Here is a 26,647-nt window from a genome sequence, read left to right as displayed (position 1 = left end):
AAACCGTTCCACTGGGCATCGCGGTGGCGCTTGAGTTCACCGGCCCATTGGCCGTGGCGATCTACGCCTCGCGTCGCGCAATCGACTTTTTGTGGATCGCCCTGGCTGCCGTCGGCTTGCTGTTACTGATACCAACAGGAGAAGCGACCGCTGGCATCGATCTGGTCGGCGCCGGTTATGCCTTGGGTGCCGGGATCTGCTGGGCACTGTACATTTTGTTCGGGCAAAAAGCGGGGGCCGATAATGGCGTGCAAACCGCCGCACTGGGGGTCATGATCGCGGCGTTCTTCGTCGCTCCTATCGGTATTGTCCATGCGGGTTCCGCCTTGCTGACCCCTTCATTGATCCCTGTCGCCCTCGGCGTCGCCGTCTTGTCCACAGCCCTCCCCTACACCCTGGAGATGGTCGCCCTGACCCGCATGCCTGCCAGAACCTTCGGCACGCTGATGAGTATCGAGCCCGCCTTCGGCGCGTTATCGGGCTTGCTGTTCCTTCACGAATACCTCTCGCTGTCGCAGTGGATGGCAATCCTGTGCATCATTCTGGCATCCGTCGGTGCAACCATGACCATGAGCACTGCCGCCAGACCGGCAGTAGCGGCAGATTGAAAGCAGATATGACACGGCTCTGGTATTTGCCGCTCAATTAGGCCATGTTTAGCCCCGCACCCCAGAGCCATACCATGGACAATTTCAGATAGGGCTATCGATAGGCGTCAATCGAAAGCGAATGCAGCCAGACCCGGGCACAAGATCCGGGGACGCTATAAGGACAGTAATGAAACGAATTTTGATACTGATCGCCGTACTTGCAATTGCGGGCTGCGCAGCGACATCAAAAACACAGATCAAGCACGGCAAGAAAGGGTTACACATCAACTGTTCCGGGCTGTCTTCATCCTGGGACAAGTGCTACGCCAGCGCCGCCAACTCCTGCGCGCCCAAGGGCTACAAGGTCATCGCCAAGTCCGGAGACACCGTGGAAGAGCCCGGCGATTATCCGTTTGGCCTCAACCCTGCGGGTTATACCAGCCGCAGCATGATTGTCATCTGCAAATAGGCAGGGCCGTCGCGTCAGGTTCTCGGACTTGCGATCTGACGGCCAATCTCCTCGTAACTGGACTTCAGCACTGTGCGCTGGATATCCGGGCTAGCCAGCATGCGCGCTACGACCAGTGCGCCAATACATTGCGACAGAATCGCCCACGCCAGGCTGTCGCTTTGCAGAACGCCCGCCCAACTCTCCTGAAGCCGACAAATCCAGTGTTCTGCCTGTTGGCGGACAGTCACGTCGGAACGGGCAATTTCCGCCCCCAATGCCGGTAATGCACAACCGGTTTCCGGATTCTCGACGTGAGACATGCTCAGGTACAGTTTCAAGCAGCGCTCAAGCTTGTCACGGTCCTGCCCTTCACCCAGTCGCGCCAGACTTTGACCCAGCTCACGTTCGACAATGGTTGCGAACAACTCGTCTTTGGACGAGAAGTGGCTGTAGAAGGCGCCGCCACTCAAGCCAATCGCCTTCATCAGGCCATCCACACCCACCGTTGAAAATCCGGACCTCTTGGCCGATACCGCACTGCTTTCCAGCAGCTTTTGCCTGGTTTCCAGCTTGTGACTGGCCGAATAACGCATTGCCCTTCTCCCTAAATCGCTCACCTTGACGTCTGTCAAATCGTAGCATAACGTTCGTTTAGCTAACGATCGTTTACCAATAAGGGATCCACCCATGAATAACAAGAAGGTCGTACTGGTCGTCGGTGCAGGTGATGCCACAGGCGGCGCCATTGCCAAACGTTTTGCCCAGGAGGGTTTTGTCGCCTGCGTCACCCGCCGCAGCGCGGACAAACTCCAGCCACTAGTGGATGCCATCACGGCCGATGGCGGCGAGGCCCACGGTTTTGCCTGCGATGCACGCAAGGAGGAAGACGTGATCGCGCTGGTCGAGCAGATCGAAAATCAGGTCGGCCCCATCGAAGCATTTGTCTTCAACATCGGCGCCAACGTGCCGTGCAGCATTCTCGAAGAAACCGCCCGCAAGTATTTCAAGATCTGGGAAATGGCCTGTTTTTCCGGTTTCCTCAACGCCCGTGAAGTCGCCAAGCGCATGGCCAGGCGCCAGCGGGGCACGATCCTGTTCACCGGCGCCACCGCAGGCATGCGAGGCGCTGCCGGGTTCGCCGCATTTGCGGGAGCCAAGCACGGCATTCGAGCACTGGCGCAAAGCATGGCCCGAGAGCTCGGGCCGATGAATATTCACGTTGCCCATGTCGTCGTCGACGGCGCCATCGATACCGACTTCATTCGTGAAAGTTTCCCCGAAAAATACGCCACCAAGGATCAGGATGGCATCCTCAATCCCGAGCATATCGCCGAAAATTACTGGTACCTGCACAGCCAGCCCCGCGATGCCTGGACCTTCGAACTGGACCTTCGCCCCTGGAGCGAACGCTGGTAACTTCTCCGACACAACAATAAGACGAGAGCCTTGAACATGAGCAAAACCGTGGAGTTCTACTTCGACCTCGGCAGCCCCGCCACCTATCTGGCCTACACCCAGCTACCGAAGATCTGCGCACAGACCGACACCCGGTTGATCTACATTCCGCTCTTGCTGGGCGGAGTGTTCAAAGCCACTGGCAACGCCTCTCCGGTGACTGTACCGGCCAAGGGTCGCTACATGTTTCAGGATCTGGACCGCTACGCCAAACGCTATGGCGTGCCTCTCAAATTCAATCCTCACTTCCCGATCAACACCTTGATGCTCATGCGTGCTGTAACAGGGATGCAGTTGCGCCACCCTGACCGCTTTGCGGCCTTCATCGATTGCCTGTTCAAGGCCATTTGGGTCGACGGTCGCAACCTGGATGAACCGGCAACCGTTGCGGCAGTGCTCAGTGAAAACGGTTTCGATCCACAAGAGGTCCTGGCCCTGACCGCCGATGAAGAAGTCAAAGCCCTGCTCAAGGACAACACCGAAAAAGCCGTAAAGCGTGGCGTATTCGGAGCCCCAAGCATGTTTGTCGACAACCAGCTGTACTTCGGCCAGGATCGACTGGATTTCGTGGTCGAAGCCTTGAGTTGAATCTCGACCGCAAACCGCCCCTTTGTCGACCATGCAGCTCAGGCGCAGGAAAAGCGCCTGAGCTGTATCGAAACAAATAGCGGCAGCCGATCAAACAGCCGCGGTGCGGGTATTGAGCCACTCCAATGCGGCACCCTCGACCAACGGGCTCAAGCGTTCGCGCACTTCGGCGTGGTAAGCGTTGAACCACTGTTTTTCCTCCTCGGACAACAGCGATACTTCCAGGCAACGCGTGTCGATCGGGCACAGGGTCAGCGTTTCGAACTTCAGGAACTCGCCGAATTCGCTTTTGCCCGCCTCACGGTTCATCGCCAGGTTTTCAATGCGCACACCCCAACGACCCGGACGATAGGTACCCGGCTCAATGGACGTGATCATGCCGGGTTGCATCGCGGTTTGCGGTGCAGGTGCGGCCTGATAGGCGATGACTTGCGGACCTTCGTGGACGTTCAGGAAGTAACCGACACCATGACCGGTGCCGTGACCGTAGTCGACACTTTCCGCCCAGATGGGCGCGCGGGCGATGGCATCGAGCAGCGGCGACAGAATGCCTTTGGGGAACTGCGCGCGGGACAAGGCAATCACGCCCTTGAGCACGCGAGTGCAATCGCGTTTTTGCTCATCGGTCGGTGTGCCCACCGCAACCATCCGCGTGATGTCGGTGGTGCCGCCCAGGTACTGGCCACCGGAGTCGATCAACAGCAGACCGTCCCCTTCGATTACCGCATGTTCTTCTTCGGTAGCGTGGTAGTGCGGCATCGCGCCATTGGCGTTGAACGCGGCGATGGTGTTGAAACTCAGCGACACATAATCAGGACGGCGCTCACGGGCGGCGGTGAGTTTTTCGTCGATGGTCAGCTCGGTGATGCGCTCGCGGCCCAGCGCCGAGTCCAGCCAGGCGAAGAATTCACACAGCGCTGCACCGTCCTGTTCCATGGCCTGACGGATGTGCTCGGCATCGGCCAGGCTCTTTTGCGATTTGGCCAGGGTCGTCGGGTTCAGGCCTTCGATCAGTTTCACCCCGCTGTCGAGGTTGTCCAGCAAGCCCGCCGTGACCCGTGCCGGGTCGACTTGCAAGCTTGCGCCGCTCGGCACGGCGCGCAGTGCGGCAGCGACTTCGCTGTAATCGCGCAAGGTCACCCCGTCCTGTTCGAGGATTGCACGCAACTCGGCGCTGACTTTGCTCAAGGCGACAAACAGCGTAGCCTGTTGCTGATTGATCAAGGCGAAGGAAACAAACACCGGGTTGAACGACACGTCACCGCCACGCAGGTTGAACAGCCAGGCGATGTCATCGAGGGTGGCGATGAAATGCCAGTCGGCCCCCCGCGCCTGAAGGGTTTCACGCAGTTTGGCGAGTTTTTCGCCACGGCTGACGGTCGCCTGTGGTGGCAAGTGCTGATAGATCGGTTCGTCCGGCAGGCTTGGGCGGTCGCTCCAGACTCCGTTCAACAGGTCGATGTCGGTGCGCAGACGGGCGCCACGCTCTTCAAGTTTACCGCCCAGGGTCCGTGCCGAAGCCACGGCCATGACCGCGCCATCGACCGCGACCACGCCACCTTCCGGGGTTTGCTCGGCCAGCCATTCCAATGGCCCGGGTTGACCCGGTTGCAGCTTGACCAGATCAATACCGCTGCCCTTGAGTTCCTTGGTCGCCTGTTCCCAATAACGGCTGTCGGCCCAGACGCCGGCAAAATCCGGGGTCACGATCAGGGTGCCGACCGAACCATGGAACCCCGACAACCACTGGCGCCCCTGCCAGTAACCCGGCAGGTATTCGGACAGATGCGGGTCGGCCGACGGCACCAGCAAGGCGTGAATGCCCTCCCGGCTCATCAGTTCGCGGGTTTGCGCCAGGCGCTGGGGCACCGATCCATGGGTCGAAAGCTGCGTATTCATCGTGTCTCCTGCTAACCACTTCATCATTATTGTTGAGTGCCGATCAACGTCGGCGCTTCGTCGCCCTATTGCCAGAATGCCGGAGCACTGGCACAGGCTGCCTTGATCAGTTGAACCGCCTGGTCGATGTCCTGCTCGGTGGTGAACCGCCCGAGGCTCAAGCGGATGGTGCGACTGGCCGAGCGGGCATCATGCCCCAGGGCCAGCAGTACATGGGATGGGGTATTGCTCGCAGAATTGCAGGCCGAGGTCGCGGAAAACGCGATCGAAGCCTGCAACGCTGCCGGGTTGAACTCGCCTTCACTGAAGGTCAGGCTCAGGGTATGGGGGATGCGCCGGGTCGGGCTGCCGTTGAGCCGCACACCGGGAACGCTCTGCAATTGCTCGAGCAAGCGTTCACGCAAACGCACGATGACGGCTTTCTCTTCATCGAAGATCGCTGCCGCCAGAGCGAATGCCGAACCCATGGCCACGATCTGATGGGTCGCCAGGGTGCCGGAACGCAAGCCGCCCTCATGCCCGCCGCCATGGATCTGCGCCTGCAATCGTTGTTGTGCACGCGGACCGACGTACAACGCACCGATGCCTTTGGGGCCATAGAGCTTGTGCGCGGAAAACGACATCAGGTCCACCGGCCACTGCGCGAGGTCGATTGCCACTTTGCCCGCGCCCTGTGCAGCGTCGACATGGAACAACGCCCCGCGGTCACGCACCCCCTGGCCGATGGCGGGAATATCGTTGAGCGTACCCAGTTCGTTGTTGACCAGCATCAGCGACACCAGGAAGGTGTCCTCGCGCATAGCTTCGCTGACCGCTTGCGCGGTGATCAGCCCTCCGGCGTCCGGCACCAGGTACGTCACGGCTACACCGGCATCCTGCAGTTGCCTGGCAGTATCGAGAATGGCCTTGTGTTCAATCTGGCTGGTGATGATATGGCCGCCGCCAGCACCGCGGGCCTGGGTCACGCCCTTGAGCGCGAGGTTGTTGGATTCGGTGGCGCCTGAAGTCCAGACGATTTGCTCCGGTGTCGCGCCGACCAGTTCGGCGACCTGGCGTCGCGCCTGCTCCACCGATTGCCGGGCCTGCTGGCCGAAGACGTGGGAGCTTGAAGCAGGGTTGCCGAAATTGCCGGAAAAACCCAGACACTCGACCATCACCTTGATGACCCGCTCATCCACCGGCGTGGTGGCGGCGTAATCGAAATACAACGGACGTTTATTCATAAAGGACTCGCAGAGCGTGTTCCGGGATCAGGAAGCTCGTGACTGTAAACGGCAAAGCGCAGCCTTGTGAGCTGCGCGCTGTTTTCAGAACGTTACCAATACCTGATCGGATGCCGTTAAAGAAGGACTACTTCATTTAATAGTGCGTAGGAACGCTCCTGAAAAGTCAGCTTAACAGGCATCGGGCAACCGGTTGAAGCAATGCGTCAGCTAAAGCTTTCGAGCATCAGCGGATACAGCGACCCCACGAGCAGCGCGGCCATGCCCCAATTGAACAGGCGCAGCCAGCGGCGATCCTTCAGAACGTTGCGCAGCAGCGTGCCGCAAGCGGCCCAGACACCGACGCTCGGCAGGTTGATGATGGCAAAAACGGCCGCAATCACGATCACATTGGTGAAGTAACCTTGCATCGGCGTGTAGGTGCTGATGGCGCCAATGGCCATGATCCAGGCCTTGGGATTGACCCACTGGAACGCGGCGGCGCCCAAATAACTGATCGGTTTCGCCTCGCTCTGCTGACTTTCCGACATTGGCCCGGAATGGGCGATTTTCCACGCCAGGTACAGCAAATACGCCGCCCCCACATAACGCAGCACGGTGTAGAGCAAAGGGTAGGTCTGGAATACCGCGCCAAGGCCGAAACCGACCGCCACCACCAGTACGAAGAAGCCACAGGTGATGCCGAGCATGTGCGGAATCGTGCGGTTGAAGCCGAAGTTCACCCCGGATGCCAGCAACATGGTGTTGTTCGGGCCGGGTGTGATCGAGGTGACGAGGGCGAACAGGGCAAAGCCCAGCAGCAGATCGAGTGAGAGCGTCATGGGTGGTAGTCCGTCAGGGTCGGTCAGGTGTTGACCCTATCGCACACCTAGGGCGAAACCCATGGACAGTTACACGAAACTTGGGCCAGTACAGTTTCGCCTCAGCTCGGACGACCGTGAAGCTGTACAGATCGCCCGGCGTTCATTTCACCCTGGTTGTCGAAGCCGAACGACTTTTTCGGCTGGCCGAGCAATTCGGCTTTTTTCGCGTGGTATTCGTCGAAGGACAATCCGCGGCGGTTCAGCGCTTCCAGCGCCAGTTCCCTGGTTTCTTCAGCCGTGTAAGGGCGAAGCTCCGGGGAAACATGGCTGGCACATCCGGCGAGTACGGAGACGGCGAGCATCAGCAAAGTGGCGATCATCGGTTTCATTTCTGGCGTCCTGGCGACTGGGTTCGTGGCAATGAACACAGGCTACCCGCGCCTCCCGGGCAGCAGAAATCAACGCTTTCAATAGTGGCTATCAGGAAATGGCGATCATTGCCCTGATCAGCACGGGTCCACCAGGCTGCAATGCAATGCGTTGTCGTCGCTGCGCTGCAGACTGTGAAGGACCTGGAACGATCCGAAGGTCACTGCCTTCGCCTGATGGGCGCGGATCAACTACCAGAAATCCGGTTCGCCGTTTTCAAAGGCTCGAAACGCAGCCTCCCCGGCTTCGCGGGTTTGCCATTGCAGAAAATTGAGCACGCGCCGGCCATCGTCGCTGGCCTGGACGATGGCACTTGTGTGGCATTGCTGCTCGTCGGGCGCTCGGTGAGGTGAAAGAGGCTGGCCTATATTTATTCGGCCATGTAATGGCACAGGCACTTTTCATTCAGACAACAAGAACAGGGAGATCCATCATGAGCGTCAAACCCATTCCAGAGGGGTATCACAGCATCACCCCCTATCTGGGCATCAACAAGGCCGCCGAAGCCATCGCCTTCTACAAGAAAGCCTTTGGCGCCATTGAAGTCATGCGCCTGAACATGCCCGATGGCGGTGTCGGTCACGCCGAACTGCGCATCGGTGATTGTCCGATCATGCTGGGCACACCATGCGATCAAGGGCCACTGAGCAATCCGGACAATTCGCCGTCCGTGGGTTTGCATTTGTACGTGACGGATGTCGACAAGTCCTACAAACAGGCCATCGCTGCCGGCGCGACCGTTGTATCCGAGGTCAAGGATCAATTCTATGGCGACCGCACCGGCACCTTGAAGGATCCCTACGGGCACCTGTGGTTCCTGGCCACGCGCAAGGAAGACCTGACCCAGGAACAGATCGAGCAACGGGCGAAGGAGATGTTCAGCCAGGGTTGAGACTTTCGTTACCCTCCCGGCACTCATCGCGAGCAAGCTCGCTCCCACATTGGGTCCCCGATCTTGCGCGGGACTTGTGACCACTGAAGCCCCCTGTGGGAGCGGGCTTGCCCGCGATGAGGCCGGCACATCCAATAGATCTGTTGACTGACACTGCGCCTTCGCGAGCAAGCCCGCTCCCACCGTTTGATATCCAGTGAATGTAAATCCTCCGCAGGTTGCCCTGCCTCTCCGCCTCTCGCGAAACATTTTCTTTCATTTCCCCTTTCGGGATTTCCCCTGCTCATCCGTCCTACATAGATGCAGTCCTTTCGCGTAGGCAAAAGCCACGACTGGACCTTCAGGGCGCTCATCCCTGCGAAGCCCGCAGCCGAGTTGCCTCTCATCCAGGCAAGACCTCCAACATGTCAAAGAAGTCCCGTTCAAAAATCTGGTTCCTGGTCCATAGCTGGCTGGCGCTGCCGATCTGGTTTTTCGTGCTGATCGTCTGTGTGACCGGCACCCTGGCGGTGATCAGCCAGGAAATCGTCTGGCTGGCCAATCCGCCGATGCGCGCCAGCCAGCCCTCGGACGATGCACCATTGCTCAGCTATCAGCAGGTCCTCGAAGCCATCAACCGGGCTGAACCGCAGACCGTGGTGCAGAGCATCAGCCGCCCCGACGAATCGCACTTCGCCCTGGATGTCGAAGTCAGCTACCCCGACGGGCGCTCGGTGGTGATTTATGTCAATCCATACAGCGGCGTGATCCAGGGTGTCGCGCCGGAATTCAACTTCCGCGCCTTTACCCGCGCCCTGCACGCTTGGTGGCTGGTGCCGTTCACCAATGGCTATAGCTGGGGCTGGTACCTGGTGTCGTTTCTCGGATTGCCGTTGCTGGCATCGCTGATCACCGGGTTGGTGGTCTACAAACGTTTCTGGAAAGGCTTTTTCCGCCCGACCCTGCGCATTCGCCACGGCGCACGGATTTTCTGGGGCGACTTTCACCGCTTGAGCGGCATCTGGTCGATCTGGTTCATCGCGGTGATTTCCATCACCGGCACCTGGTTTCTGATCCAGGCATTGCTGTCCGATAACCAGATTTCCATTTCTACCGAAAAGATCATCCCGGCGATGTCCCGTGAAGCGGTGCCACTGTCAGCCGATGGCTCGCCCCCACCGCGTATCGACCTTGATCGCGCGGTTGAAATCGCCACACAGAAAATCTCCGGGCTGGAGGCCAGTTTCGTCAGCCTGCCGGGCAATGCCTACAGCCACCTGGATGTCGGCGGACGCGGTTGGTATCCGCTGATGTTCCAGACCGCCACCCTCAACCCGTACAACGGCGAAATCGCTGCCTCGCGCCTGATTTCGGACCGCTCGACCCTGGAGTTCGTCACCGAGTCCATGCGCCCGCTGCACACCGGCGACTTCGGTGGCTTGTGGATCAAGTTGATCTGGGCGTTCTTCGGCCTGCTGCTGAGCATGATGGTGCTCAGCGGGTTGCTGGTCTGGACCAAGCGCACGGCACTGGCCACGGCCAATGCCTTCAAGCGCGGCAACAAGAAACAGCGCGGCACCACGGCGCAACCGGCCACCCGCAACGAAGCGTCGGAGGCCAACCTGTGAGCAAAGTCACCGCGGTCGCACAACCCTCGCGCCTGAGCCTGTTCTGGCACAAATGGCGCTTCCACCTGAACGTCCTGTTGCTGCTGATTCCACTCGGCTTCATGCCCAAGTACTTCGCCGACGAGGCGCTGATGCGTGGCGACAGTGGCCTTGGCGAACGGGAGGTCGGCGAAGTTCAGGTCGGCCCATGGAGCCTGCGCCTGGCGGAGTTGCGCAACGCCGCGCCCATGCGCGACGGCCCGGTCGGCTACATGAAGGGCTTCAACGCAGCGCTGTGCGATGCCTGTATCGGGCAGGTCAAGGCCACGTACCTGCGCATCGGCAAGCCCCGCAGCCTGCGCGCGGCCGGGGTGATTTTCTTCGGCACGCCGTACCGCATGGGCGCCTCGCTACCCGTCCCGGAAAAGACCACGGCCGACGCCGAACTGTGGATCACCATGGAAGGCTGGGACGGCGCCATGCATCAGGCATCCATTCCTTTGAGCCAGGCCTCCCCCGCCACCATCGCCTGGCTGAACAAACAAGGAGGCAAACCATGATCCAACCTTTTCGCCCGCTCAACGCCGTGTTGCTGGTGCTCTGCGCCGGTTTCAGCGCCGGCGCCCTGGCCCACAACCCGATGTGCGAATGCAAGGCCATCGACGCCGAGCAGATCAAGTGCACCGGCGGTTTTTCCGACGGCAGCGGCGCGCCGGGCGTGACCCTCGATGTGATCGGCTACGACGAAACCATTCTGGTGCCGGGCAAGCTCGGCGCCGACTCGACCCTGACCTTCAAGAAGCCCGGCGCCGAGTTCTATGTGCTGTTCGATGCCGGCCCCGGCCACGTCGTGGAAATTGACCAAGCGGATATCGAGGCGCCATGAGCATTCCAACGACCCAAGTCGTGCGCCCGGCCGGGGCCGGTCACGAAACCCTCTACGTTCTGCTGCTGTGCCTGATCATTTTGGCGGTAGCCGGCTCGGTCGTGACCTGGCGTGGTGAATCCCATGCGGTGAGCCGTGTCGGCAGCCATCAACTGGATGCGCGTCGTGACCTCAGCGCTTCCGAGCAAGGCATCTACGCCGATTTGCGGGTGACGCTGGACGAGATCCATTTGCTGCGCCAGGAACAGCAAACGCTGCCGACTCCCGAGGCCCTCGCCGAGGAAGGTTTTGCCCCGTTTGCCCAGGATGCCAGCGCCGTCAGCCGGGGCAGCCATGCCTGGCAACTACTGGATGCCAGGGCCTACTTCGGCCAGAGCCGGGCGCCGACAGTCGCCGGTTCGTTTCTGCTGCGCCTGAGCGCAGCCGACGATGCCGCACCGGACATCTGGCTCAACCGCGAAAACAGGCTCACGGCTCCGGCCGACTTCAGCGACGCCGCGCTCGAAAGCGCCGGCTGGCAGCAGGTCGTCGCGCAATTCGATGCCGGTGTGACCCGCCAGCACCGGCACTGAACCCTCGCCTTTACCCGAGAGAAGACTGCTTTCCCATGCCTATTTCAACTCAACGCTCTTTCCTGCGACTGCTGCTGGCGAGCCTGCTGGCTTGCCTGCTGCCATCACTGGCCAGCGCCGACGAGGCCAAGCGCCTGCGCATTGGCATCACCTTGCACCCTTATTACAGTTATGTGGCGAACATCGTCGGCGACAAGGCTGACGTTGTGCCGCTGATTCCGGCCGGCTTCAACCCGCATGCCTACGAACCCCGCGCCGAAGACATCAAGCGCATCAGCGGGCTGGACGTGATCGTGCTCAACGGCGTCGGTCATGATGATTTCGCCGACCGCATGATCGCCGCCAGCGAAACCCCGAACGTCCCGGTGATCGAAGCCAACGAAAACGTGCCACTGCTGGCCGCCACCGGCATTGCCGCACGCGGCGCGGGCAAAGTGGTGAACCCGCACACCTTCCTGTCGATCAGCGCCTCGATTGCCCAGGTCAACAACATCGCCCGGGAGCTGGGCAAGCTCGATCCGGCCAATGCCAGGGCCTATACCGAAAACGCCCGCGCCTACGGCAAGCGCCTGCGCAAGATGCGCGCCGACGCCCTGGCCAAACTGACCCAGGCACCGAACGCCGAACTGCGGGTGGCCACGGTGCACGCGGCCTACGACTACCTGCTGCGTGAATTCGGCCTGGAAGTGACCGCCGTGGTCGAACCGGCCCACGGCATCGAACCGAGCCCGAGCCAGTTGAAAAAAACCATCGATCAACTGCGTGAACTGGACGTGAAGGTGATCTTCTCGGAGATGGATTTTCCCTCCACCTACGTCGACACCATCCAGCGCGAATCCGGCGTGAAGCTGTACCCGCTGTCGCACATTTCCTACGGCGAATACGCCGCCGACAAGTACGAAAAAGAAATGACCGGCAACCTCAACACCGTGGTGCGGGCAATTCAGGAGTCGGGCGCATGACATCGAAAGAAACGTTCATCACCCAGAGCGCCGAACACTCTGTAGGAGCGAGCTTGCTCGCGAAGGCGTCCAGTCAGTCAACATTATTGTCAAATGACGCACCGCAATCGCGAGCAAGCCCGCTCCCACAGGTTTCGGGGCCGACATTGATTTTGCAGGCGTCAGCCTGACGCTCGGGCGCACGACGATCCTCGACAACGTGACGTTTCAAGTCCGACCCGGCAGCGTGCACGCACTGGTCGGCCCCAACGGTGGCGGCAAGAGTTCGCTGATCAAGACCCTGCTCGGGCAAATGCCACACTTGGGCCGCTTGAGCCTGCAATGGTCGGGCGAGCCCGGCACCATCGGTTACGTGCCACAGGCGCTGGAATTCGACCGGGGCTTGCCGATGACCGTCGACGATTTCATGGCCGCCATGTGCCAGCGCCGCCCGGCGTTTCTCGGTTTGAGCAAACAATACGCGGCGGCGATTGGCGAGGCCCTTGAACGGGTCGGCATGCAGGACAAACGCAAGCGCCGCATGGGCGCGCTGTCCGGCGGCGAACGGCAACGGGTGTTGCTGGCCCAGGGGCTGATTCCACCTCCGCAATTGCTGGTGCTCGATGAGCCGATGTCCGCCCTCGATGAGGCCGGCATTCAGGTGTTCGAACGATTGCTCGGTGACTGGCGGGCGGCGGGCATCACCGTGCTGTGGATCGAGCACGATCTGGAAGCGGTCGGGCGCCTGGCCGATCACGTCACCGGACTCAATCGTCGGGTGCTGTTCGACGCCACGCCGCAACAGGCGCTGACACCAGAGCGTCTGTTGACGCTGTTCTCGACCCATCCCCGGAGCCTTGCCTGATGAGTTACGAAGCTTTTCGCCTGATGGTCCAGGGCTGGGCGTCGTCGGGTTATCTGCCCGAGGCGCTGGCTTATGGGTTCGTGGTCAACGCATTGATCGCCGGACTGCTGATCGGCCCGGTGCTGGGTGGCCTGGGCACACTGGTGGTGGTCAAGCGCTTCGCGTTTTTCTCCGAAGCCGTCGGTCATGCCGCGTTGACCGGCGTGGCCATCGGCATCCTGCTCGGCGAACCCTACACCGGGCCTTACGGTAGCCTCTTCGGTTACTGCCTGCTGTTCGGCATCTTGCTCAACTACCTGCGCAACCGCACCGGCCTGGCGCCGGATACCTTGATCGGCGTGTTTCTCTCCGTGTCGCTGGCCTTGGGCGCGAGCCTGCTGTTGATTCTGGCGGGCAAGATCAACGTGCACATTCTGGAAAATGTGCTGTTCGGCTCGGTGCTGACGGTCAACGGCAACGACCTGCTGGTGCTGGCCATCGTCGGTTCGCTGGTAATGGCCCTGGCTTTGCCTTTGTACAACCGCATCATGCTCGCCAGCTTCAATCCGCAACTGGCGGCAGTGCGCGGGGTGGCGGTGAAGGTCCTGGATTATCTGTTCGTGATTCTGGTGACGCTGATCACCGTCGCCGCCGTGAAGGTCATCGGTGCGATTCTGGTCGGTGCCCTGCTGGTGATTCCGGCGGCAGCGGCACGCTTGCTCAGCCAATCGCTGAAGGGCTTTTTCTGGTGTTCGGTGCTGATCGCCACCGTCAGCACGCTGTGCGGGATTCTCGCGCCGATTGTCTTCGACCTGCCAATCCCGTCCGGCGCCGCGATCATTCTCGTGGCCGGTATCGCCTTCGCCCTGGCCGCCCTCGCGCGCGGTGTCGTCCCCAGCCTGAAAGGGAACCTTGGATAAATGATTTTTTCACTGCGCCAACTGACCCTCGCCGTTGCCCTGTGCGGACTTGCCACCACAACCTTCGGCGCCGACAGCAGCAAACCGTTGCGTGTGCTGGCCGCCTTGCCGATTACTTATGGTCTCGGTGGAGTATTACTCAAGGGCACCGATGTCAGCCTCGAACGCGCCGCCCCGGCCAACCTGCCCGGCAGCCGCCAGACCGCCTACTTCACCGGGCGTGGCGCCCCGGCGCTGGCCAAACTGGCGAACGATGCCGACGCGGTGATCGGCCTGCGCTCACTGTGGCCGGATGACCCGCTGTATCCGATCTCCCGGCGCAGCAATATCCGTATTGTCGAAGTCGATGCCGCCCGCCCGGTGGATGGCGCCCTGCCCGGAATTGCCTTGCAGCCCGACAACAAGGTCGACGGGCTGAACAGTCAGCCGTGGTTCTCCAGCAATAACATGGGGCGCATGGCCGATGTGATGGCGGCGGACCTGGTGCGCCTGGCCCCCGAGGCCAAGCCGAAAATCGACGCCAACCTGGCAGCGCTCAAGCAGCGTCTACTCAAGCTCAGCGCCGACAGCGAAGCGCGCTTGGCCAATGCAGACAACCTCAGTGTGATGAGCCTCAGCGATCACTTCGGTTACCTGACCGGCAGTCTCAACCTGGAATTGATCGGCCAGGACACACGCCCCGATGCCGAGTGGACACCTGAAGCGCTCAAGCAATTGGGCACAACGCTCAAGGACAATGGCGTGGCGGTGGTGCTGCATCACCGGCAGCCGTCGGATGCGCTGAAAGCGGTGATTGCCGAGACTGGGAGTCGATTGGTGGTGTTGAGCATCGATGCCGAGGACCCGGTGGCCGAGCTGGAGGGGAATGTGGACGTGCTGATCAAGGGGTTGAGCGGCGCGTAGCTTCGGTTAGACCGCGTTATCGTTCTTCGCGAGCAAGCCCGCTCCCACAGGGAACCGCATTCCAAATGTGGGAGCGGGCTTGCTCGCGAAGGCGGCCGGATAGACAACACAAACTCCAGGCATGAAAAAGCCCGCTGACCGTCACCAGTCCAGCGGGCTTCCTTTTGCGTGACGGCTCAGTGCACCACGGCCGCCTGCTCGTCCATCTTCTGCCGCAGGCTCAACGGTCGCATGTCGGTCCAGGTTTCTTCGATGTAGGCCAGACACTCCTTCTTCAGCCCGCTTTTGCCCACGGTGCGCCAGCCTGGTGGCACGGCTTTGTAGTCGGGCCAGATCGAGTATTGCTCTTCGTGGTTGACCACGACCTGAAAGAGGATGTCCTCGCGGTCGAATACTGACGTCATGGTGTCTCTCCATCGTTTTCGGGCGGGCTGTGCTGTGTGCACAACCGTCATGTAGAAGGAACGATCCGCAGGGCGGAAAATTTAAAGACTGGCGGCGGCCAGGGCCCGGCCGAAAATCTCGGCCACGCGATCGATTTCCGCATCGGTAATCACCAGTGGCGGCAGGAAGCGCACCACCGCGCCATGGCGGCCGCCGAGCTCCAGGATCAAGCCACGTTTGAGGCATTCGCGCTGCACCAGTGGTGCCAGGCGGGCGAAGGCCGGCGGATGTCCCTGGGCATCCAGTGCCCCCGTCGGGTCGACCAGTTCGACGCCGAGCATCAGGCCACGCCCACGAATATCACCCAGTTGCGGGAAGTCCCGTTGCAGGATGCGCAGGTGCTCGGCCAGGCGCTCGCCCATGGCGGCGGCATGCTCGCAGACCTTGTGCTCGACCAGATAACGCATTACCGCAGAACCGGCAGCCATGGCCATCTGGTTGCCACGGAAGGTTCCCGCATGGGCACCCGGCAGCCAGGTGTCGAGCCAGTCGCGGTAGACCACCACAGCCAGCGGCAAACTGCCGCCGATGGCCTTGGACATCACCACGACATCGGGAATGATCCCGGCATGCTCGAAGGCGAACATCTTGCCGGTGCGGGCAAAGCCACTCTGGATTTCATCGACGATCAGCGCGACACCCGCTTTTTCGGTGATCCGCCGCACGCCACGCAACCAGTCCAGATCCGCCGGGATCACCCCGCCCTCGCCCTGCACCACTTCCACGATCACCGCCGCCGGCAATTGCACGCCGGCCTCGGGATCGTTGAGCAGGTTCTCCAGGTAACTCAGATTGGCCTTGACCCCTGCAGCACCGCCAAGCCCGAACGGGCAGCGATAATCGTAAGGGTACGGCATGAACTGCACGCCGCTGCCAAGCAAGGCGCCCAAGGGCTTTTTCGGCCCCAGGCTGCCCATCAGGCTCAACGCGCCCTGACTCATGCCGTGATAGCCACCCTGGAACGAGATCACGGTGCTACGACCGGTGGCGGTACGCACCAGTTTCAGTGCGGCCTCCACGGCGTCGGTGCCCGTGGGACCACAGAACTGGATCTTCGCTTCAGCGGCCAGGGCGGGTGGCAGCAGACCGAACAGATCCTGGACGAACCGGTCCTTGACCGGGGTGGTCAGGTCCAGGGTGTGCAGTGGCAATTCATCGGTCAGCACTTGTTGAATGGCTTCGATCACCACCGGGTGGTTGTGCCCCAGGGCCAGGGTCCCGGCACCGGCCAGGCAGTCGATGAACATGCGGCCTTCGACGTCTTCGACATATATGCCCTTGGCGCGCTTGAGCGCCAGGGGAATGCGTCGCGGATAGCTGCGGGCATTGGACTCCTGCCGGCTCTGACGAGCCAGCAGCGGTGATTCATTGAACTGATAAAGCGTCTCGGCGGACGTCGCCGGCTGATCTTCGATAAGGCTGGTAGCGACTGACATCTCTCGACCCCTCAATAAGGTTTTCCTGTTCTGGAAACGCATCGGCGCTTGAGGGATTTAGGCGGTAACACGCAAACCTTGTAGGAGCGAGCCCTGCTCGCGATGGACTCAAGAACACCGCGTGCATTCAGAAAGCACGCATTATCGTTATCGACCATCGCGAGCGAGCTCGCTCCTACAGTGGTATGTGGCGTATGTCAGATGGATTGCAGCGGCATCGTCAGCTCAACCCGCAAGCCATCCGGCCGGCTATCGAAATGCAAGGTGCAGCCGCAACGCTGAACGATGGCCTGGACAATCGCCAGGCCCAGACCACAACCTGTGCTCTGGCCATTGCGCCAGAAGCGCTGGGTCAGGTGTTGCATATCCTCTTCGGCAATCCCCGGCCCATGGTCGCGTACCACGAACTGCACACGATTGCCCGTGGTTTCCAGGCTTAACTCCACCGTTTTGTCGGCTGGAGTATGGCGCAGCGCGTTGTCGAGCAAGTTGCGCAGCGCGGCAATCGACAGCACGGCAGGCATTTGTACAGGCGCAGCGGAGACCTTGCCCGGCACCTGAAACCTGATGCGTTGACGATCGCCGCTCGCCGCGTCCTGAATCGCCAGTTTTGCCACTTGTTCGGCGTTGCATTGCACACCGTCGTCAAACGACAGACTGCCCTCGACCCGCGCCAGCAACAGCAATTGTTCCAGGGTCCGGTGCATGCGATCCGCACCCTCCTCGGCCCGGGCCAAGGACTGATCCCGAGCGTTGCCGTCGGTCATCCGCGCCACCTGCAGGTGGGTCTTGATCGCAGTCAGCGGGCTGCGCAGTTCGTGGGCCGCGTCTCCGGTCAGGCGACGTTCGCGCTCGATGGTCTTGCCGATGCGCTGGAGCAACTGGTTCTGGGTTTCCAGCAAGGGTTGCAGCTCGCTGGGCAATGGCTGGATCTGCAAGGGTTCGAGGGAGTCGGCGCTGCGGCGCATCAAGGCGTCGCGCATGCGGTTGAGCGGCGCCAGCCCCTGGCCGATGCCCAGCCAGAGCAGGCACAGGCACCCGAGCAAGGCCACGCCGACCGGTACCGAAGCGGCCAGCAGGATCGACATGTTCAAGGCTTCACGCTCGATCTGCCGGTCGGCGGTGGTGATACGCAGATCGCCCCGGGCCAATGTGAAACTGCGCCACGGCGCACCGTCGATCATCTGATCGTGAAAACCGAGTTTTTCGGCCTCCAGGGCCTGTTGCGGATCGGTGTGACTGCGGGCCAGGATTTCACCGCGCAGCGAGCTGACCTGGCACGCCATGCCACCCGGAATGTTCAGTTGTTCGGCGCTGAAGTGGGTGCCCTCGCCCTTGCCCGGCACGGGCGGCAGTTGCTCCATCAGGCCGGCGACCATGCGTGCCGACGCCACCAGGCGCTGGTCGAGGGAAAACATCATCTGATTGCGCAAATCGCTGAGCATCCAGGCCGCGGCCAGGGCCCAAATCAACGCAAATGCGGCGCCGAGCATCAGGCTCAGGCGCAAACGCAGGCTCATCACTTCGATTCTTCTCCGCCATCAGCCGGCCCCAGGCGATAGCCCAGGCCGCGCACGGTCTCGACAATGCCGTTGCCGAGTTTACGCCGCAGGTGATGGATATGGACGTTGAGGGCGTTGCTTTCCAGCTCGTCGTTGAAGCCGTAGACGCTGTCCTTGAGTTGCTCGGTGGACAGCACCCGCCCACGGTTGTGCAACAAGGCTTGCAGCAGCGACTGCTCGCGGCGTGACAGGTCCACCGGCTGCCCCGCGAGCGTGGTTTCGCGGCTGCTCGGGTCGTAGGTCAGGGCGCCGTGTTCGATCAGATTGACGCTGCGGCCCGCCACCCGCCGCAACAGTGTGTGCAAGCGTGCAGCCAGTTCACGCAGGTCGAACGGTTTGAGCAGATAATCATCGGCACCGGCCTGTAGCCCATCGACGCGGTCAGTGACCGAATCACGTGCAGTGAGGATCAAGACCGGCAACTCCAGGCCTTGATGACGCAACTGTTGCAGCAGCTTGAGGCCATCTTCGTCCGGCAGGCCAAGGTCGAGCACCATGACATCAAACTCCGCGACCTTGAGCATCGCCCGGGCGGCGGACGCCGTGGCGACGTGTTCCACGGTCAGGCCCTGGGCGGTCAGGCCGGCGACGATACCGCTGGCGATCAATTCATCGTCTTCGCAAACCAGTACGTGCATGGGGAGCCTCGTAGAAATAAAGCCTATTAAGCCGTTGACCGATTAAGTCGACATTATGCCGCAAGCGCCAACGCCACAAGGCCGGGGCGGTTAATCATCGGTTAATCGCCACCCGCCACTGTGCACCTCAATAGCACAGGACAAAGGCTTATCCATGCGTCGTCTGTTTTTACTTTTTACCCTTTTGATCGCGGGCCTGGCCCAGGCGGGAACCAATCCGTTCGACACCAAACCCGAGTTTCTCCCGGTCGATAAAGCGTTCACGTTTACCTCTGAACGCCTGGAATCCGGTGAAACCCAGCTCTATTGGCAGATCACCGACGGCTATTACCTGTACCAGAAACGTTTGAAATTCGACGGTTTGCCTGTCGCGCAACATCCCGCGTTGCCGGAAGGTGAAGCCCACAGCGACGAGTTTTTCGGTGAACAGCAGGTTTATCGCCAGGGCCTTGAACTGAAGATCCCGGCCGGTGCCAGTGGCACGGTCAAGGTCAGTTACCAGGGCTGTGCCGATGCCGGCTTGTGTTATCCGCCGCAGACGCAGGTCGTCGATCTGGGTGGCAAAGCGGTCACCGTTGCAGCAAACGAAGCACCGGACCAGGCACTGGCCAGCGGCCTGCAACAGCGGGCACTGGGCTGGAGTCTTCTGGTGTTCTTCGGCCTCGGCCTGCTGCTGGCCTTCACCCCCTGTTCTTTGCCGATGCTGCCGATTCTGGCCGGGTTGATCGTCGGTAGCGGCGCCACGCCCAAACGGGGATTCGCCCTGGCCGGCAGTTACGTGGTCAGCATGGCGCTGGTGTATGCGGCGATGGGTGTCCTGGCCGCCTCCCTCGGGGCGAACCTGCAAGCCTGGCTGCAGAACCCCTGGCTGCTGGGCAGTTTCGCGGCAGTTTTCGTGCTGCTGGCGCTGCCGATGTTCGGCTACTTCGAACTGCAACTGCCGGTGGCCCTGCGCGATCGTCTGGAAAATGTCTCGCGCAATCAGCGCGGCGGCAGTCTGATCGGCGCCGGGGTGCTGGGCGCCCTGTCCGGCCTGCTGGTCGGCCCGTGCATGACCGCACCGCTGGCCGGCGCCCTGCTCTACATCGCGCAAAGCGGTAACGCGTTGCATGGTGGATTGATTCTGTTCGCCATGGGCATCGGTATCGGCGTGCCGCTGCTGTTGCTGGTGACCGTCGGCAATCGCTTCATGCCCAAACCCGGTGCCTGGATGAACCTGGTCAAAAGGCATCTTCGGCTTCCTGTTCCTCGCCACCGCGTTATTGATGCTGCGCCCGGTGCTGGACGAATCCCCGTGGGTCGGCTTGTGCGGTGCGCTGCTGTTGATCGCGGCCTACAGCGCCTGGAAACAGTCGGAAGGTTTCGGCCGTATCGCGCACCTGTTTGGCGCCGGTTCGTTGCTGCTTGGATTGTGGGGCGGCCTGCTGGTGATCGGGGCGGCCGGTGGCAGTGACGATCCGTTCAAGCCGTTGCAGGTATTCCGCGCCTCGAACCAGGCGGTGGCTGCCGTGCCTATTGGCCACGATGCCTTCACCACTATCAAGGATCCGCAGGCACTGCAACAGGAACTCGACGCCGCAGGCTCGTGGCCAGTGGGTGCTGCTGGACTACTACGCCGACTGGTGCGTGTCGTGCAAGATCATGGAAAAACAGGTGTTCGGCAAAGCCAACGTCCTGCAAGCCCTGAGCGACGTGCGCTTGCTCCGGCTGGATGTGACCGCCGACAATGCCGCCAGCCGCGAACTGCTCGGCCGTTACAAAGTGCCAGGGCCACCGAGCCTGCTGTGGATTGGCGCTGACGGTGAAGAGCGTCGCAGCCAGCGCATCACCGGCGAGGTCGATGCCGATACCTTCCTGCAACGCTGGACCAACACCCGAGACGCCCATTAATGCTGACCTTCACCCTCGGCACTTTTGCCATCGCGCTTAATCATCTGCTGCTGATCAGTGCGCTGGCGCTGGCCACGTTTGTCGGCTGGCGGGTGGCCAAGCGTGGCGGCGACAACCCCGAGTCGGTGCTGTTCAGCCTGTTTCTAATGGGCATACTGGCGGCCCGATTCGGTTTCGTGGCGGCCTATTGGGCGCACTATCGCAACGATCCGTGGCAGGTCATCGACCTGCGCGATGGCGGCTTCCTCGCCTGGCCGGGAGTGATTGTCGTTTTGGGTGCCACGCTGTGGTCGCGGCTGGCGTCGCCCGGGTTTGCGCCGCCCATTGGGTTTTGGCGTGGCCAGTGGCCTGGCGTTCTGGTTATTGGCGACGTTCTCCCTGTCGATTTATGAACAAGGCACACGCCTGCCGGAAATTGCCCTGCGCAATGCCGCCGGTGAAACCGTGCAACTGGCCGACTGGCTGGGCGGGTGCCCGTTGGTGATCAATCTATGGGCCATTCCTGGTGCCCGCCGTGCCGCCGGGAAATGCCGGTGCTGGAAAACGCCCAGCAACAACGGCCCGACCTGACGTTCCTGTTCGTCAATCAGGCGGAAAGCATGCAAAGCGTCGCGACCTTCCTGGAAACCCAGGGCCTGAGCCTGTCCAACGTGCTGTTCGACGGCGGCGGGCGTCTGAGCCAGGCCGTCGGTTCCATGGCATTGCCGACTACGCTGTTCTACAGCCCCGAAGGTCGCCTGCTGGGCAGCCATCTGGGCGAATTGTCGGACGCCAGCCTGGCCCGCGCACTGGAAAACTTCGACATTGTACCCGCCACCTCTTCAAGGAAATTGCCATGCCCCGCCTCCGCCACCTGCTGACCCTGAGCCTCGGTGCTGCCCTGCTGCACCTGCCATCGGTGCAGGCCGAAGAATTGCCCGATGCCATCAGGAAAATCGAGGCCAAGGGCGCGAAAATCGTCGGCCAGTTCGACGCCCCCGACGGCTTGCGCGGTTATGCCGCGCAATTCCAGAACCGCGGCATGGCGCTGTACCTGACCCCGGATGGCAAACACGTGTTGCTGGGCAACTTGTATGACGCCGAGGGCAATGACCTGAGCAGCGCGCCATTGCAGAAACTGGTGTACGCGCCGATGGCCAAGGAAGTCTGGGCCAAGTTCGAAACAAGCAACTGGATCGGTGACGGCAAGAAGGATGCGCCGCGCGTGGTGTACCTGTTCAGTGACCCGAACTGCCCGTACTGCAACATGTTCTGGGAGCAGGCCCGGCCGTGGGTCAAGGCCGGCAAGGTGCAGTTGCGCCACATCATGGTGGGCATCATCCGCGAAGACAGCCCGGGGAAATCCGCCGCACTGCTCGCGGCCAAAGACCCGGAAAAAGCCCTGCAGGACCACGAAGCCGCTGGCAAGGGCAGCTCGCTCAAGGCCCTGAAGGAAGTGCCGCCAGCGATTCAGGCAAAACTGGCGGCCAACATGCAGTTGATGGAAGAGCTGGAGTTGCAGGCGACGCCGGCGATTTTCTACATGGACGACAAGGGCAATCTGCAACAGCAGCAAGGCGCGCCGTCGCCGGACAAGCTGGTGAAGATTCTCGGACCGAAATGACGCTGCTTGATCAGCACAGGTTGAGCTGCCACATGAACTGGTAATCAGACCCCAAAAGCAAGCGTGGCCATAGTCAAAATGACAGTGGCCACGCAAACCGAACTATCCCAGCGCTGCCCCATGTCCCACTTGCCTGCATGTCTGGTTTGTGAAATATGACTCATGAACGCTGACTATCCCTTCACTTGCACAGGTGTTTTCTTTTCGTCCTCGATCAGGTTGTAGCGATAGACTCGACCCGCTTGTTTGTCGAACGCGAAATCATGACCTGGAATCAGGTGGATTTTTCTGGTCGGCTTGCAATCATCTTCGTTCTTCGCCGAGCAATCCTTGAAGGCGTCGATGACAACAACACTATTGCCATTGTTGTTCACTTGATAACTATTGGCAGTGTTATCGATCTTGGTATCAAAACGGGTATTGGCCGGGCGGACAAAAAATACCGAGCCATAACCCGCCATTACGTTAAAACCGGCAGACATGTCTTTCTCATAAGTTTCGCGCTCAGTGTCCGAGACGGCAAACTTGTCTTCTTTTTCGGGGACAACGGGTAAAAATCGAACCCGAAAATACCGCTCTTTACTACGATCACCGGTATAGAGCAGGCGCGTTCCCTGAGTACCCTTGGCCGGCACAATAAGTCGGGCCGGGCTGGCTACCAGACCATCACGGGTACTGCCCTCGACAATCTTCAAAGGCTCTTCACGGGAATCTGCATTTTTTTCGTAAAAAATCTCCTTGATCTCGATTTTTACGAATGCCGTTGATGTACCGCCGTTATGAATACGTTTTAGATAACTACTTTGATTACCTCCCATAAAGTCATAGAAGGTACCAATTTGCAGGCTCGGGCCTGCATGAGCGCTCAGGCTGAACATCAATGTGCAGAGCAACGTATAAAAAAATTTCATGTGATGAGCCTCGTACTGGAGAACCAGCCTGAATAAGCCTCAGGCTTTGCTACTGCAATTAGATATCCGAATCGAAAGTTATATAGACGGTTCCACGATAACTGCTGCCGGATTGCATATCTTTAACTGAGTCTTGCGGCACTGCAAAGTGCAACAGGCTGGGCAAATGATTGGGCAAGCCTGCAGGTTTTATATTTTGCAGGCCAGCACCACCCAATTTCAGCGGACGCCGTGCTATTGGCTGGCCCGTATCATCCACCCAGGGACTTGGCAGGCTGACACCGATGTCGACCGGTACTTGATGTGAACCGTTAGAGATCAAACAAGTATCAATTCCCGGACGCTCGCAATTCAGATCCATTTTGAACGGCGAAGAGCTCAGAATGAAAAACCGCAGGTCCCCTAATAATTTCTCGGGTTTTCGCCCGTGAGTGATCCACTCCATCCAGCCGCTTTTGGGTGCCAGGTAGACCCGGTCGGCGGACATTTCGACTTTCACGTCTTGTTTTACCGTCAGGTTCAAATTGAATGTCATTGAAGGGTCACTGGCATTCAGGCTGCCCATATCGAAGTCGCTACCCATGGAATAGGTGTACGAACCCTGATAGTTACCACCTATTAGTTTTTCCGGCCGAACAGCCCGCAACTCGTAGTGCACGTCGAGCCTTTGCAAGGACATCCCCGGGATTACATATCTTGGACTCTTTGGGCAGGTGGTAACGTCCTCGGGTGTCAACCAGAAAACGGTAAAATCTGTACCATTAGCATCCGCACCTCGGCCCCATTCGGTTGCTGGTCGGCAAGGAGGAGTTGCCTCAACCCATGAGGCACCCCAGAGAGTAGTATGATAATAAAACTCATCCATACCTATCGGCAGGCCCACTATTTCTTGCGCTTTTTGACTCAAGCGATAACGGGTTCCCACTCCGGCAATGCGAATTTGAATCTCCGCCGTTTCGCCAGGAATACTCGAATGCGAGACCGTAAACGTGCGCCATGTCGCCGGGAAACCAAACGGGATCACATGACCGACGGGAATGCTCCCTGACGAGTGAAAACTGATGTTAAAGGTGTTGCTTCGAAGGTTTAGCATGCCACACATACCCGGAAACTCCGTACAGTACCCGGTAACAGGAGTGTTATTGATAATCTGCGCGCCTCCCGGATTACTCGGATCCGGCCTTATCTCGCCTTGTACCTCCAATACAGCGGCATTGGATAAACCTGCATAAAATCCGCAGAGTGCCGATCCCAACACCAGACGGTTGATTAACTTGTTCATTTGACTGTCCTGTGTACACCATGTTCTGACTGCTGTTATAAAAGTGCCCATCAACTGGCTTTCTCATACTTATAAGCAGCTTCGGCCAAGGTGTCCGGATGACACCGCAGATCCCCTACCATCAGTACATCATTCTCTCGACGCTGGGAGGTCGGATCGAGCCTGAACTGGCATAACAACTGACTGTCGTGCCGCACTTCAAGTGTAGGAGAACTCTCGCTAAGTTCCATGGAGAAGAACCCATCGACTTCGCTGACGCCACGACTGGCGTGATTGATAACGTGATGGCCTTTCAAAGGCTTTCCACCAGCATCCAGCAGGCGCCCCATCACCGTGACGGTCTTCAGGATACGCACCTGGCGATAGTCCACCCCACCCTTGTTCAAATGATAGGTCGTACGCGCGGACTGGATGGCCGCCGCGGGGACGTCAGTCCCGTTGAAATCAAAATTGACCGTGCCGTTCTTGTACGCCGAAACAGGAATGAAGTTTCGTCCTGGCCGCAACGTGGCATGGGTGCCGGAAAAATCGTCGGCCCGCAGCTGGATATCATCCACGTCGCTCTCGACATCAATGATCATTCCCGCCTCTCCGTTAGTGGCCTGGCTGCTCAAGGCCACGTTTTTGCCACTGACGGCCAGGCTGCTGTCCAGATTCAAGCCGCCGCTGACTTGACCGTTGAAGGAAGAACGTTGCGCATGTATCGAGCCATTGACCTGGTCAGTCTTGAAATCCGCCGTGCCTGCCTGACCCGTCCCGTAGGTATCCTTGCTGAGGTTGCAGAAACGCTTTGAAGAACGTGATCCTTGAGGTCGCGGCGATAGGTCACGGACGCATTGGCATCCCGGCCACCATCACGCGATGTGCGCGAACCGACGCTTCCGGACACTTGATGACCGTCCGACCCCAGCGCCGGACGCAGGCTGATATCGATCCCGCGATTACGCTGGTCAGCCGTGCCTGGTCAATCAAACAACGACACGCGCCAGTCAGCGTTATTGCCGAACAACTGTGCGTTGCGGTTCCAACTCAGGTTGAGGCCCACGCCTTCGGAATAACCCTGACTTTGAGAGACTTGCGCGCTGACCGAGCTCTTGCGTCTGGTTTGTGAAACATGACTCATGAACGCTGACTATCCCTTCACTTGCACAGGTGTTTTCTTTTCGTCCTCGATCAGGTTGTAGCGATAGACTCGACCCGCTTGTTTGTCGAACGCGAAATCATGACCTGGAATCAAGTGTACTTTTCTGGTCGGTTTGCAATCATCTTCGTTCTTCGCCGAGCAATCCTTGAAGGCGTCGATGACAACGACACTATTGCCATTGTTTTTCACTTGATAACTATTGGCAGTGTTTTCGATTTTGGTATCAAACCGGGTATCGGACGGGCGGACAAAAAATACCGAGCCATAACCGGCCATTACGTTGAAACCGGCGGACATGCTCTTTTCATAGGATTCGCGCTCAGTGTCCGAGACGGCAAACTTGTCTTCTTTTTCGGGGACGACGGGTAAAAATCGAACCCGGAAATACCGCTCCTTACTACGATCACCGGTATAGAGCAGGCGCGTTCCCTGAGTACCCTTGGCCGGCACAATCAATCGGGCCGGGCTGGCTACCAGACCATCACGGGTACTGCCCTCGACAATCTTCAAAGGCTCTTCACGGGAATCTGCATTTTTTTCGTAAAAAATCTCCTTGATCTCGATTTTTACGAATGCCGTAGATGTACCGCCGTTATGAATACGTTTCAGATAACTACTTTGATTGCCTCCCATAAAGTCATAGAAGGTACCAATTTGCAGGCTCGGGCCTGCATGAGCGCTCAGGCTGAACATCAATGTGCAAAGCAACGTATAAAAAAATTTCATGAGATGAGCCTCGTGCTGGAAACTGGCCT

Annotated in this window: 26 protein-coding genes and 4 pseudogenes; 16 read left to right on the top strand and 14 right to left on the bottom strand. The window is 59.8% G+C overall.

What is annotated here, in order from left to right; all coding sequences use genetic code 11:
• The coding region (locus RS887_RS17765; RefSeq protein ID WP_322616342.1) for an EamA family transporter at positions 1-608 on the top strand (608 nt) is incomplete at its 5' end.
• 169 nt (positions 609-777) lie between these two features.
• Complete coding sequence (locus RS887_RS17760) at positions 778-1,059, top strand: hypothetical protein (protein WP_322616341.1); 282 nt, start codon at positions 778-780, stop codon at positions 1,057-1,059.
• Positions 1,060-1,073: 14 nt separating this feature from the next.
• Here RS887_RS17760 and RS887_RS17755 read toward each other — a convergent pair whose 3' ends face one another.
• On the bottom strand, positions 1,074-1,634 hold the full coding sequence (locus RS887_RS17755; protein ID WP_322616340.1) for a TetR/AcrR family transcriptional regulator: 561 nt from the start codon (positions 1,632-1,634) through the stop codon (positions 1,074-1,076).
• 94 nt (positions 1,635-1,728) lie between these two features.
• On the opposite strand from RS887_RS17755, the gene RS887_RS17750 reads away from it, so the two are divergent.
• Together RS887_RS17750 and RS887_RS17745 are read left to right on the top strand one after the other, a co-directional pair.
• Positions 1,729-2,457, top strand: coding sequence for an SDR family oxidoreductase (locus RS887_RS17750; RefSeq protein ID WP_322616339.1), 729 nt, complete (start codon positions 1,729-1,731; stop codon positions 2,455-2,457).
• Between the two features lie 36 nt (positions 2,458-2,493).
• Positions 2,494-3,084: a 2-hydroxychromene-2-carboxylate isomerase gene (locus tag RS887_RS17745; protein ID WP_322616338.1), complete on the top strand. Its 591-nt coding sequence runs from the start codon at positions 2,494-2,496 to the stop codon at positions 3,082-3,084.
• 90 nt (positions 3,085-3,174) lie between these two features.
• Here RS887_RS17745 and RS887_RS17740 read toward each other — a convergent pair whose 3' ends face one another.
• The 5 genes and pseudogenes from RS887_RS17740 to RS887_RS17720 all read right to left on the bottom strand — a co-directional run.
• Entirely contained in the window at positions 3,175-4,983 is a 1,809-nt protein-coding gene (locus RS887_RS17740) for an aminopeptidase P family protein (protein WP_322616337.1), read from the bottom strand.
• Positions 4,984-5,048: 65 nt separating this feature from the next.
• Positions 5,049-6,206 carry a cysteine desulfurase family protein gene (locus tag RS887_RS17735; protein WP_322616336.1) on the bottom strand — a complete coding sequence of 386 codons (1,158 nt, stop codon included), beginning with the start codon at positions 6,204-6,206 and terminating at the stop codon, positions 5,049-5,051.
• A 206-nt stretch (positions 6,207-6,412) separates the two neighbouring features.
• A complete protein-coding gene (locus tag RS887_RS17730; protein WP_111289043.1) occupies positions 6,413-7,027 on the bottom strand; it encodes a LysE family translocator in 615 nt (204 codons plus the stop codon).
• A gap of 101 nt (positions 7,028-7,128) precedes the next feature.
• A complete protein-coding gene (locus RS887_RS17725) occupies positions 7,129-7,398 on the bottom strand; it encodes a hypothetical protein (RefSeq protein WP_008020425.1) in 270 nt (89 codons plus the stop codon).
• 117 nt (positions 7,399-7,515) lie between these two features.
• Positions 7,516-7,752: pseudogene (locus tag RS887_RS17720) on the bottom strand (antibiotic biosynthesis monooxygenase); the annotation flags it as partial.
• Between the two features lie 119 nt (positions 7,753-7,871).
• Here RS887_RS17720 and RS887_RS17715 point away from each other — a divergent pair.
• The 9 genes from RS887_RS17715 to RS887_RS17675 all read left to right on the top strand — a co-directional run bounded on the left by RS887_RS17715 (position 7,872) and on the right by RS887_RS17675 (position 14,982).
• Positions 7,872-8,330 (top strand): VOC family protein, encoded by a 459-nt coding sequence (locus RS887_RS17715; protein ID WP_322616335.1) that lies wholly within the window; start codon positions 7,872-7,874, stop codon positions 8,328-8,330.
• A 404-nt stretch (positions 8,331-8,734) separates the two neighbouring features.
• The gene (locus tag RS887_RS17710; protein WP_322616334.1) at positions 8,735-9,937 is read left to right on the top strand and encodes a PepSY domain-containing protein; all 1,203 of its coding nucleotides are present in this window, start codon (positions 8,735-8,737) and stop codon (positions 9,935-9,937) included.
• Positions 9,934-10,476: a thiamine pyrophosphate-binding protein gene (locus RS887_RS17705; RefSeq protein ID WP_322616333.1), complete on the top strand. Its 543-nt coding sequence runs from the start codon at positions 9,934-9,936 to the stop codon at positions 10,474-10,476. Before RS887_RS17710 ends, RS887_RS17705 begins: the two co-directional genes overlap by 4 nt.
• Entirely contained in the window at positions 10,473-10,802 is a 330-nt protein-coding gene (locus RS887_RS17700; protein WP_322616332.1) for a hypothetical protein, read from the top strand. Before RS887_RS17705 ends, RS887_RS17700 begins: the two co-directional genes overlap by 4 nt.
• Positions 10,799-11,374, top strand: a complete 576-nt coding sequence (locus tag RS887_RS17695) for a DUF6162 family protein (protein ID WP_322616331.1) — start codon at positions 10,799-10,801, stop codon at positions 11,372-11,374. The genes RS887_RS17700 and RS887_RS17695 overlap by 4 nt, the downstream gene beginning before the upstream one ends.
• 35 nt (positions 11,375-11,409) lie before the next feature.
• The gene (locus RS887_RS17690) at positions 11,410-12,336 is read left to right on the top strand and encodes a metal ABC transporter substrate-binding protein (RefSeq protein WP_322616330.1); all 927 of its coding nucleotides are present in this window, start codon (positions 11,410-11,412) and stop codon (positions 12,334-12,336) included.
• 106 nt (positions 12,337-12,442) lie between these two features.
• Complete coding sequence (locus RS887_RS17685) at positions 12,443-13,180, top strand: metal ABC transporter ATP-binding protein (protein ID WP_322616354.1); 738 nt, start codon at positions 12,443-12,445, stop codon at positions 13,178-13,180.
• Complete coding sequence (locus tag RS887_RS17680; protein ID WP_322616329.1) at positions 13,180-14,079, top strand: metal ABC transporter permease; 900 nt, start codon at positions 13,180-13,182, stop codon at positions 14,077-14,079. The genes RS887_RS17685 and RS887_RS17680 overlap by 1 nt, the downstream gene beginning before the upstream one ends.
• Positions 14,080-14,982, top strand: coding sequence for a metal ABC transporter substrate-binding protein (locus tag RS887_RS17675; protein WP_322616328.1), 903 nt, complete (start codon positions 14,080-14,082; stop codon positions 14,980-14,982).
• Between the two features lie 176 nt (positions 14,983-15,158).
• Here RS887_RS17675 and RS887_RS17670 read toward each other — a convergent pair whose 3' ends face one another.
• The 4 genes from RS887_RS17670 to RS887_RS17655 form a co-directional block, all read right to left on the bottom strand.
• Positions 15,159-15,386, bottom strand: coding sequence for an MbtH family protein (locus RS887_RS17670; protein ID WP_322616327.1), 228 nt, complete (start codon positions 15,384-15,386; stop codon positions 15,159-15,161).
• Between the two features lie 81 nt (positions 15,387-15,467).
• On the bottom strand, positions 15,468-16,862 hold the full coding sequence (locus tag RS887_RS17665) for an aspartate aminotransferase family protein (RefSeq protein ID WP_322616326.1): 1,395 nt from the start codon (positions 16,860-16,862) through the stop codon (positions 15,468-15,470).
• Positions 16,863-17,059: 197 nt separating this feature from the next.
• Positions 17,060-18,385 (bottom strand): ATP-binding protein, encoded by a 1,326-nt coding sequence (locus RS887_RS17660; protein WP_322616325.1) that lies wholly within the window; start codon positions 18,383-18,385, stop codon positions 17,060-17,062.
• Positions 18,382-19,062: a response regulator gene (locus RS887_RS17655; protein WP_008020398.1), complete on the bottom strand. Its 681-nt coding sequence runs from the start codon at positions 19,060-19,062 to the stop codon at positions 18,382-18,384. Before RS887_RS17655 ends, RS887_RS17660 begins: the two co-directional genes overlap by 4 nt.
• Before the next feature lie 154 nt (positions 19,063-19,216).
• Between RS887_RS17655 and dsbD the strand changes: the two are divergent.
• The 3 genes and pseudogenes from dsbD (at position 19,217) to dsbG (ending at position 22,555) form a co-directional block, all read left to right on the top strand.
• Positions 19,217-20,952: pseudogene (gene dsbD, locus RS887_RS17650) on the top strand (protein-disulfide reductase DsbD).
• A pseudogene (locus RS887_RS17645) lies at positions 20,952-21,812 on the top strand (prolipoprotein diacylglyceryl transferase family protein). Before dsbD ends, RS887_RS17645 begins: the two co-directional pseudogenes overlap by 1 nt.
• Positions 21,788-22,555, top strand: a complete 768-nt coding sequence (gene dsbG / locus RS887_RS17640; RefSeq protein ID WP_322616324.1) for a thiol:disulfide interchange protein DsbG — start codon at positions 21,788-21,790, stop codon at positions 22,553-22,555. Before RS887_RS17645 ends, dsbG begins: the two are co-directional and overlap by 25 nt.
• A 173-nt stretch (positions 22,556-22,728) precedes the next feature.
• Here dsbG and RS887_RS17635 read toward each other — a convergent pair whose 3' ends face one another.
• The 4 genes and pseudogenes from RS887_RS17635 to RS887_RS17620 form a co-directional block, all read right to left on the bottom strand.
• On the bottom strand, positions 22,729-23,466 hold the full coding sequence (locus tag RS887_RS17635) for a molecular chaperone (RefSeq protein ID WP_322616323.1): 738 nt from the start codon (positions 23,464-23,466) through the stop codon (positions 22,729-22,731).
• A 58-nt stretch (positions 23,467-23,524) separates the two neighbouring features.
• Complete coding sequence (locus RS887_RS17630; RefSeq protein ID WP_322616322.1) at positions 23,525-24,748, bottom strand: hypothetical protein; 1,224 nt, start codon at positions 24,746-24,748, stop codon at positions 23,525-23,527.
• Between the two features lie 50 nt (positions 24,749-24,798).
• Positions 24,799-25,844 (bottom strand): annotated as a pseudogene (locus RS887_RS17625) (CS1-pili formation C-terminal domain-containing protein); the annotation flags it as partial.
• 36 nt (positions 25,845-25,880) lie between these two features.
• Positions 25,881-26,618 carry a molecular chaperone gene (locus RS887_RS17620; protein ID WP_322616321.1) on the bottom strand — a complete coding sequence of 246 codons (738 nt, stop codon included), beginning with the start codon at positions 26,616-26,618 and terminating at the stop codon, positions 25,881-25,883.
• Positions 26,619-26,647: the final 29 nt, after the last annotated feature.

Origin of the sequence: Pseudomonas sp. BIC9C (assembly GCF_034541995.1) — a bacterium.
Taxonomy (GTDB): Bacteria; Pseudomonadota; Gammaproteobacteria; order Pseudomonadales; family Pseudomonadaceae; genus Aquipseudomonas; species Aquipseudomonas fluorescens_CC.
Note: the sequence above shows the minus strand (reverse complement) of the source record. Positions and strands in the feature narration are given on the sequence as shown.

Coding starts and splice junctions, on each gene's coding strand:
- RS887_RS17675 (WP_322616328.1), top strand. CDS start 14,080: ATGATTTTTTCACTGCGCCAACTGACCCTCGCCGTTGCCCTGTGCGGA.
- RS887_RS17655 (WP_008020398.1), bottom strand. CDS start 19,062: ATGCACGTACTGGTTTGCGAAGACGATGAATTGATCGCCAGCGGTATC.
- RS887_RS17710 (WP_322616334.1), top strand. CDS start 8,735: ATGTCAAAGAAGTCCCGTTCAAAAATCTGGTTCCTGGTCCATAGCTGG.
- RS887_RS17665 (WP_322616326.1), bottom strand. CDS start 16,862: ATGTCAGTCGCTACCAGCCTTATCGAAGATCAGCCGGCGACGTCCGCC.
- RS887_RS17745 (WP_322616338.1), top strand. CDS start 2,494: ATGAGCAAAACCGTGGAGTTCTACTTCGACCTCGGCAGCCCCGCCACC.
- RS887_RS17715 (WP_322616335.1), top strand. CDS start 7,872: ATGAGCGTCAAACCCATTCCAGAGGGGTATCACAGCATCACCCCCTAT.
- RS887_RS17700 (WP_322616332.1), top strand. CDS start 10,473: ATGATCCAACCTTTTCGCCCGCTCAACGCCGTGTTGCTGGTGCTCTGC.
- RS887_RS17635 (WP_322616323.1), bottom strand. CDS start 23,466: ATGAAATTTTTTTATACGTTGCTCTGCACATTGATGTTCAGCCTGAGC.
- RS887_RS17755 (WP_322616340.1), bottom strand. CDS start 1,634: ATGCGTTATTCGGCCAGTCACAAGCTGGAAACCAGGCAAAAGCTGCTG.
- RS887_RS17735 (WP_322616336.1), bottom strand. CDS start 6,206: ATGAATAAACGTCCGTTGTATTTCGATTACGCCGCCACCACGCCGGTG.
- RS887_RS17760 (WP_322616341.1), top strand. CDS start 778: ATGAAACGAATTTTGATACTGATCGCCGTACTTGCAATTGCGGGCTGC.
- dsbG (WP_322616324.1), top strand. CDS start 21,788: ATGCCCCGCCTCCGCCACCTGCTGACCCTGAGCCTCGGTGCTGCCCTG.
- RS887_RS17725 (WP_008020425.1), bottom strand. CDS start 7,398: ATGAAACCGATGATCGCCACTTTGCTGATGCTCGCCGTCTCCGTACTC.
- RS887_RS17750 (WP_322616339.1), top strand. CDS start 1,729: ATGAATAACAAGAAGGTCGTACTGGTCGTCGGTGCAGGTGATGCCACA.
- RS887_RS17620 (WP_322616321.1), bottom strand. CDS start 26,618: ATGAAATTTTTTTATACGTTGCTTTGCACATTGATGTTCAGCCTGAGC.
- RS887_RS17730 (WP_111289043.1), bottom strand. CDS start 7,027: ATGACGCTCTCACTCGATCTGCTGCTGGGCTTTGCCCTGTTCGCCCTC.
- RS887_RS17670 (WP_322616327.1), bottom strand. CDS start 15,386: ATGACGTCAGTATTCGACCGCGAGGACATCCTCTTTCAGGTCGTGGTC.
- RS887_RS17740 (WP_322616337.1), bottom strand. CDS start 4,983: ATGAATACGCAGCTTTCGACCCATGGATCGGTGCCCCAGCGCCTGGCG.
- RS887_RS17690 (WP_322616330.1), top strand. CDS start 11,410: ATGCCTATTTCAACTCAACGCTCTTTCCTGCGACTGCTGCTGGCGAGC.
- RS887_RS17630 (WP_322616322.1), bottom strand. CDS start 24,748: ATGAACAAGTTAATCAACCGTCTGGTGTTGGGATCGGCACTCTGCGGA.
- RS887_RS17680 (WP_322616329.1), top strand. CDS start 13,180: ATGAGTTACGAAGCTTTTCGCCTGATGGTCCAGGGCTGGGCGTCGTCG.
- RS887_RS17695 (WP_322616331.1), top strand. CDS start 10,799: ATGAGCATTCCAACGACCCAAGTCGTGCGCCCGGCCGGGGCCGGTCAC.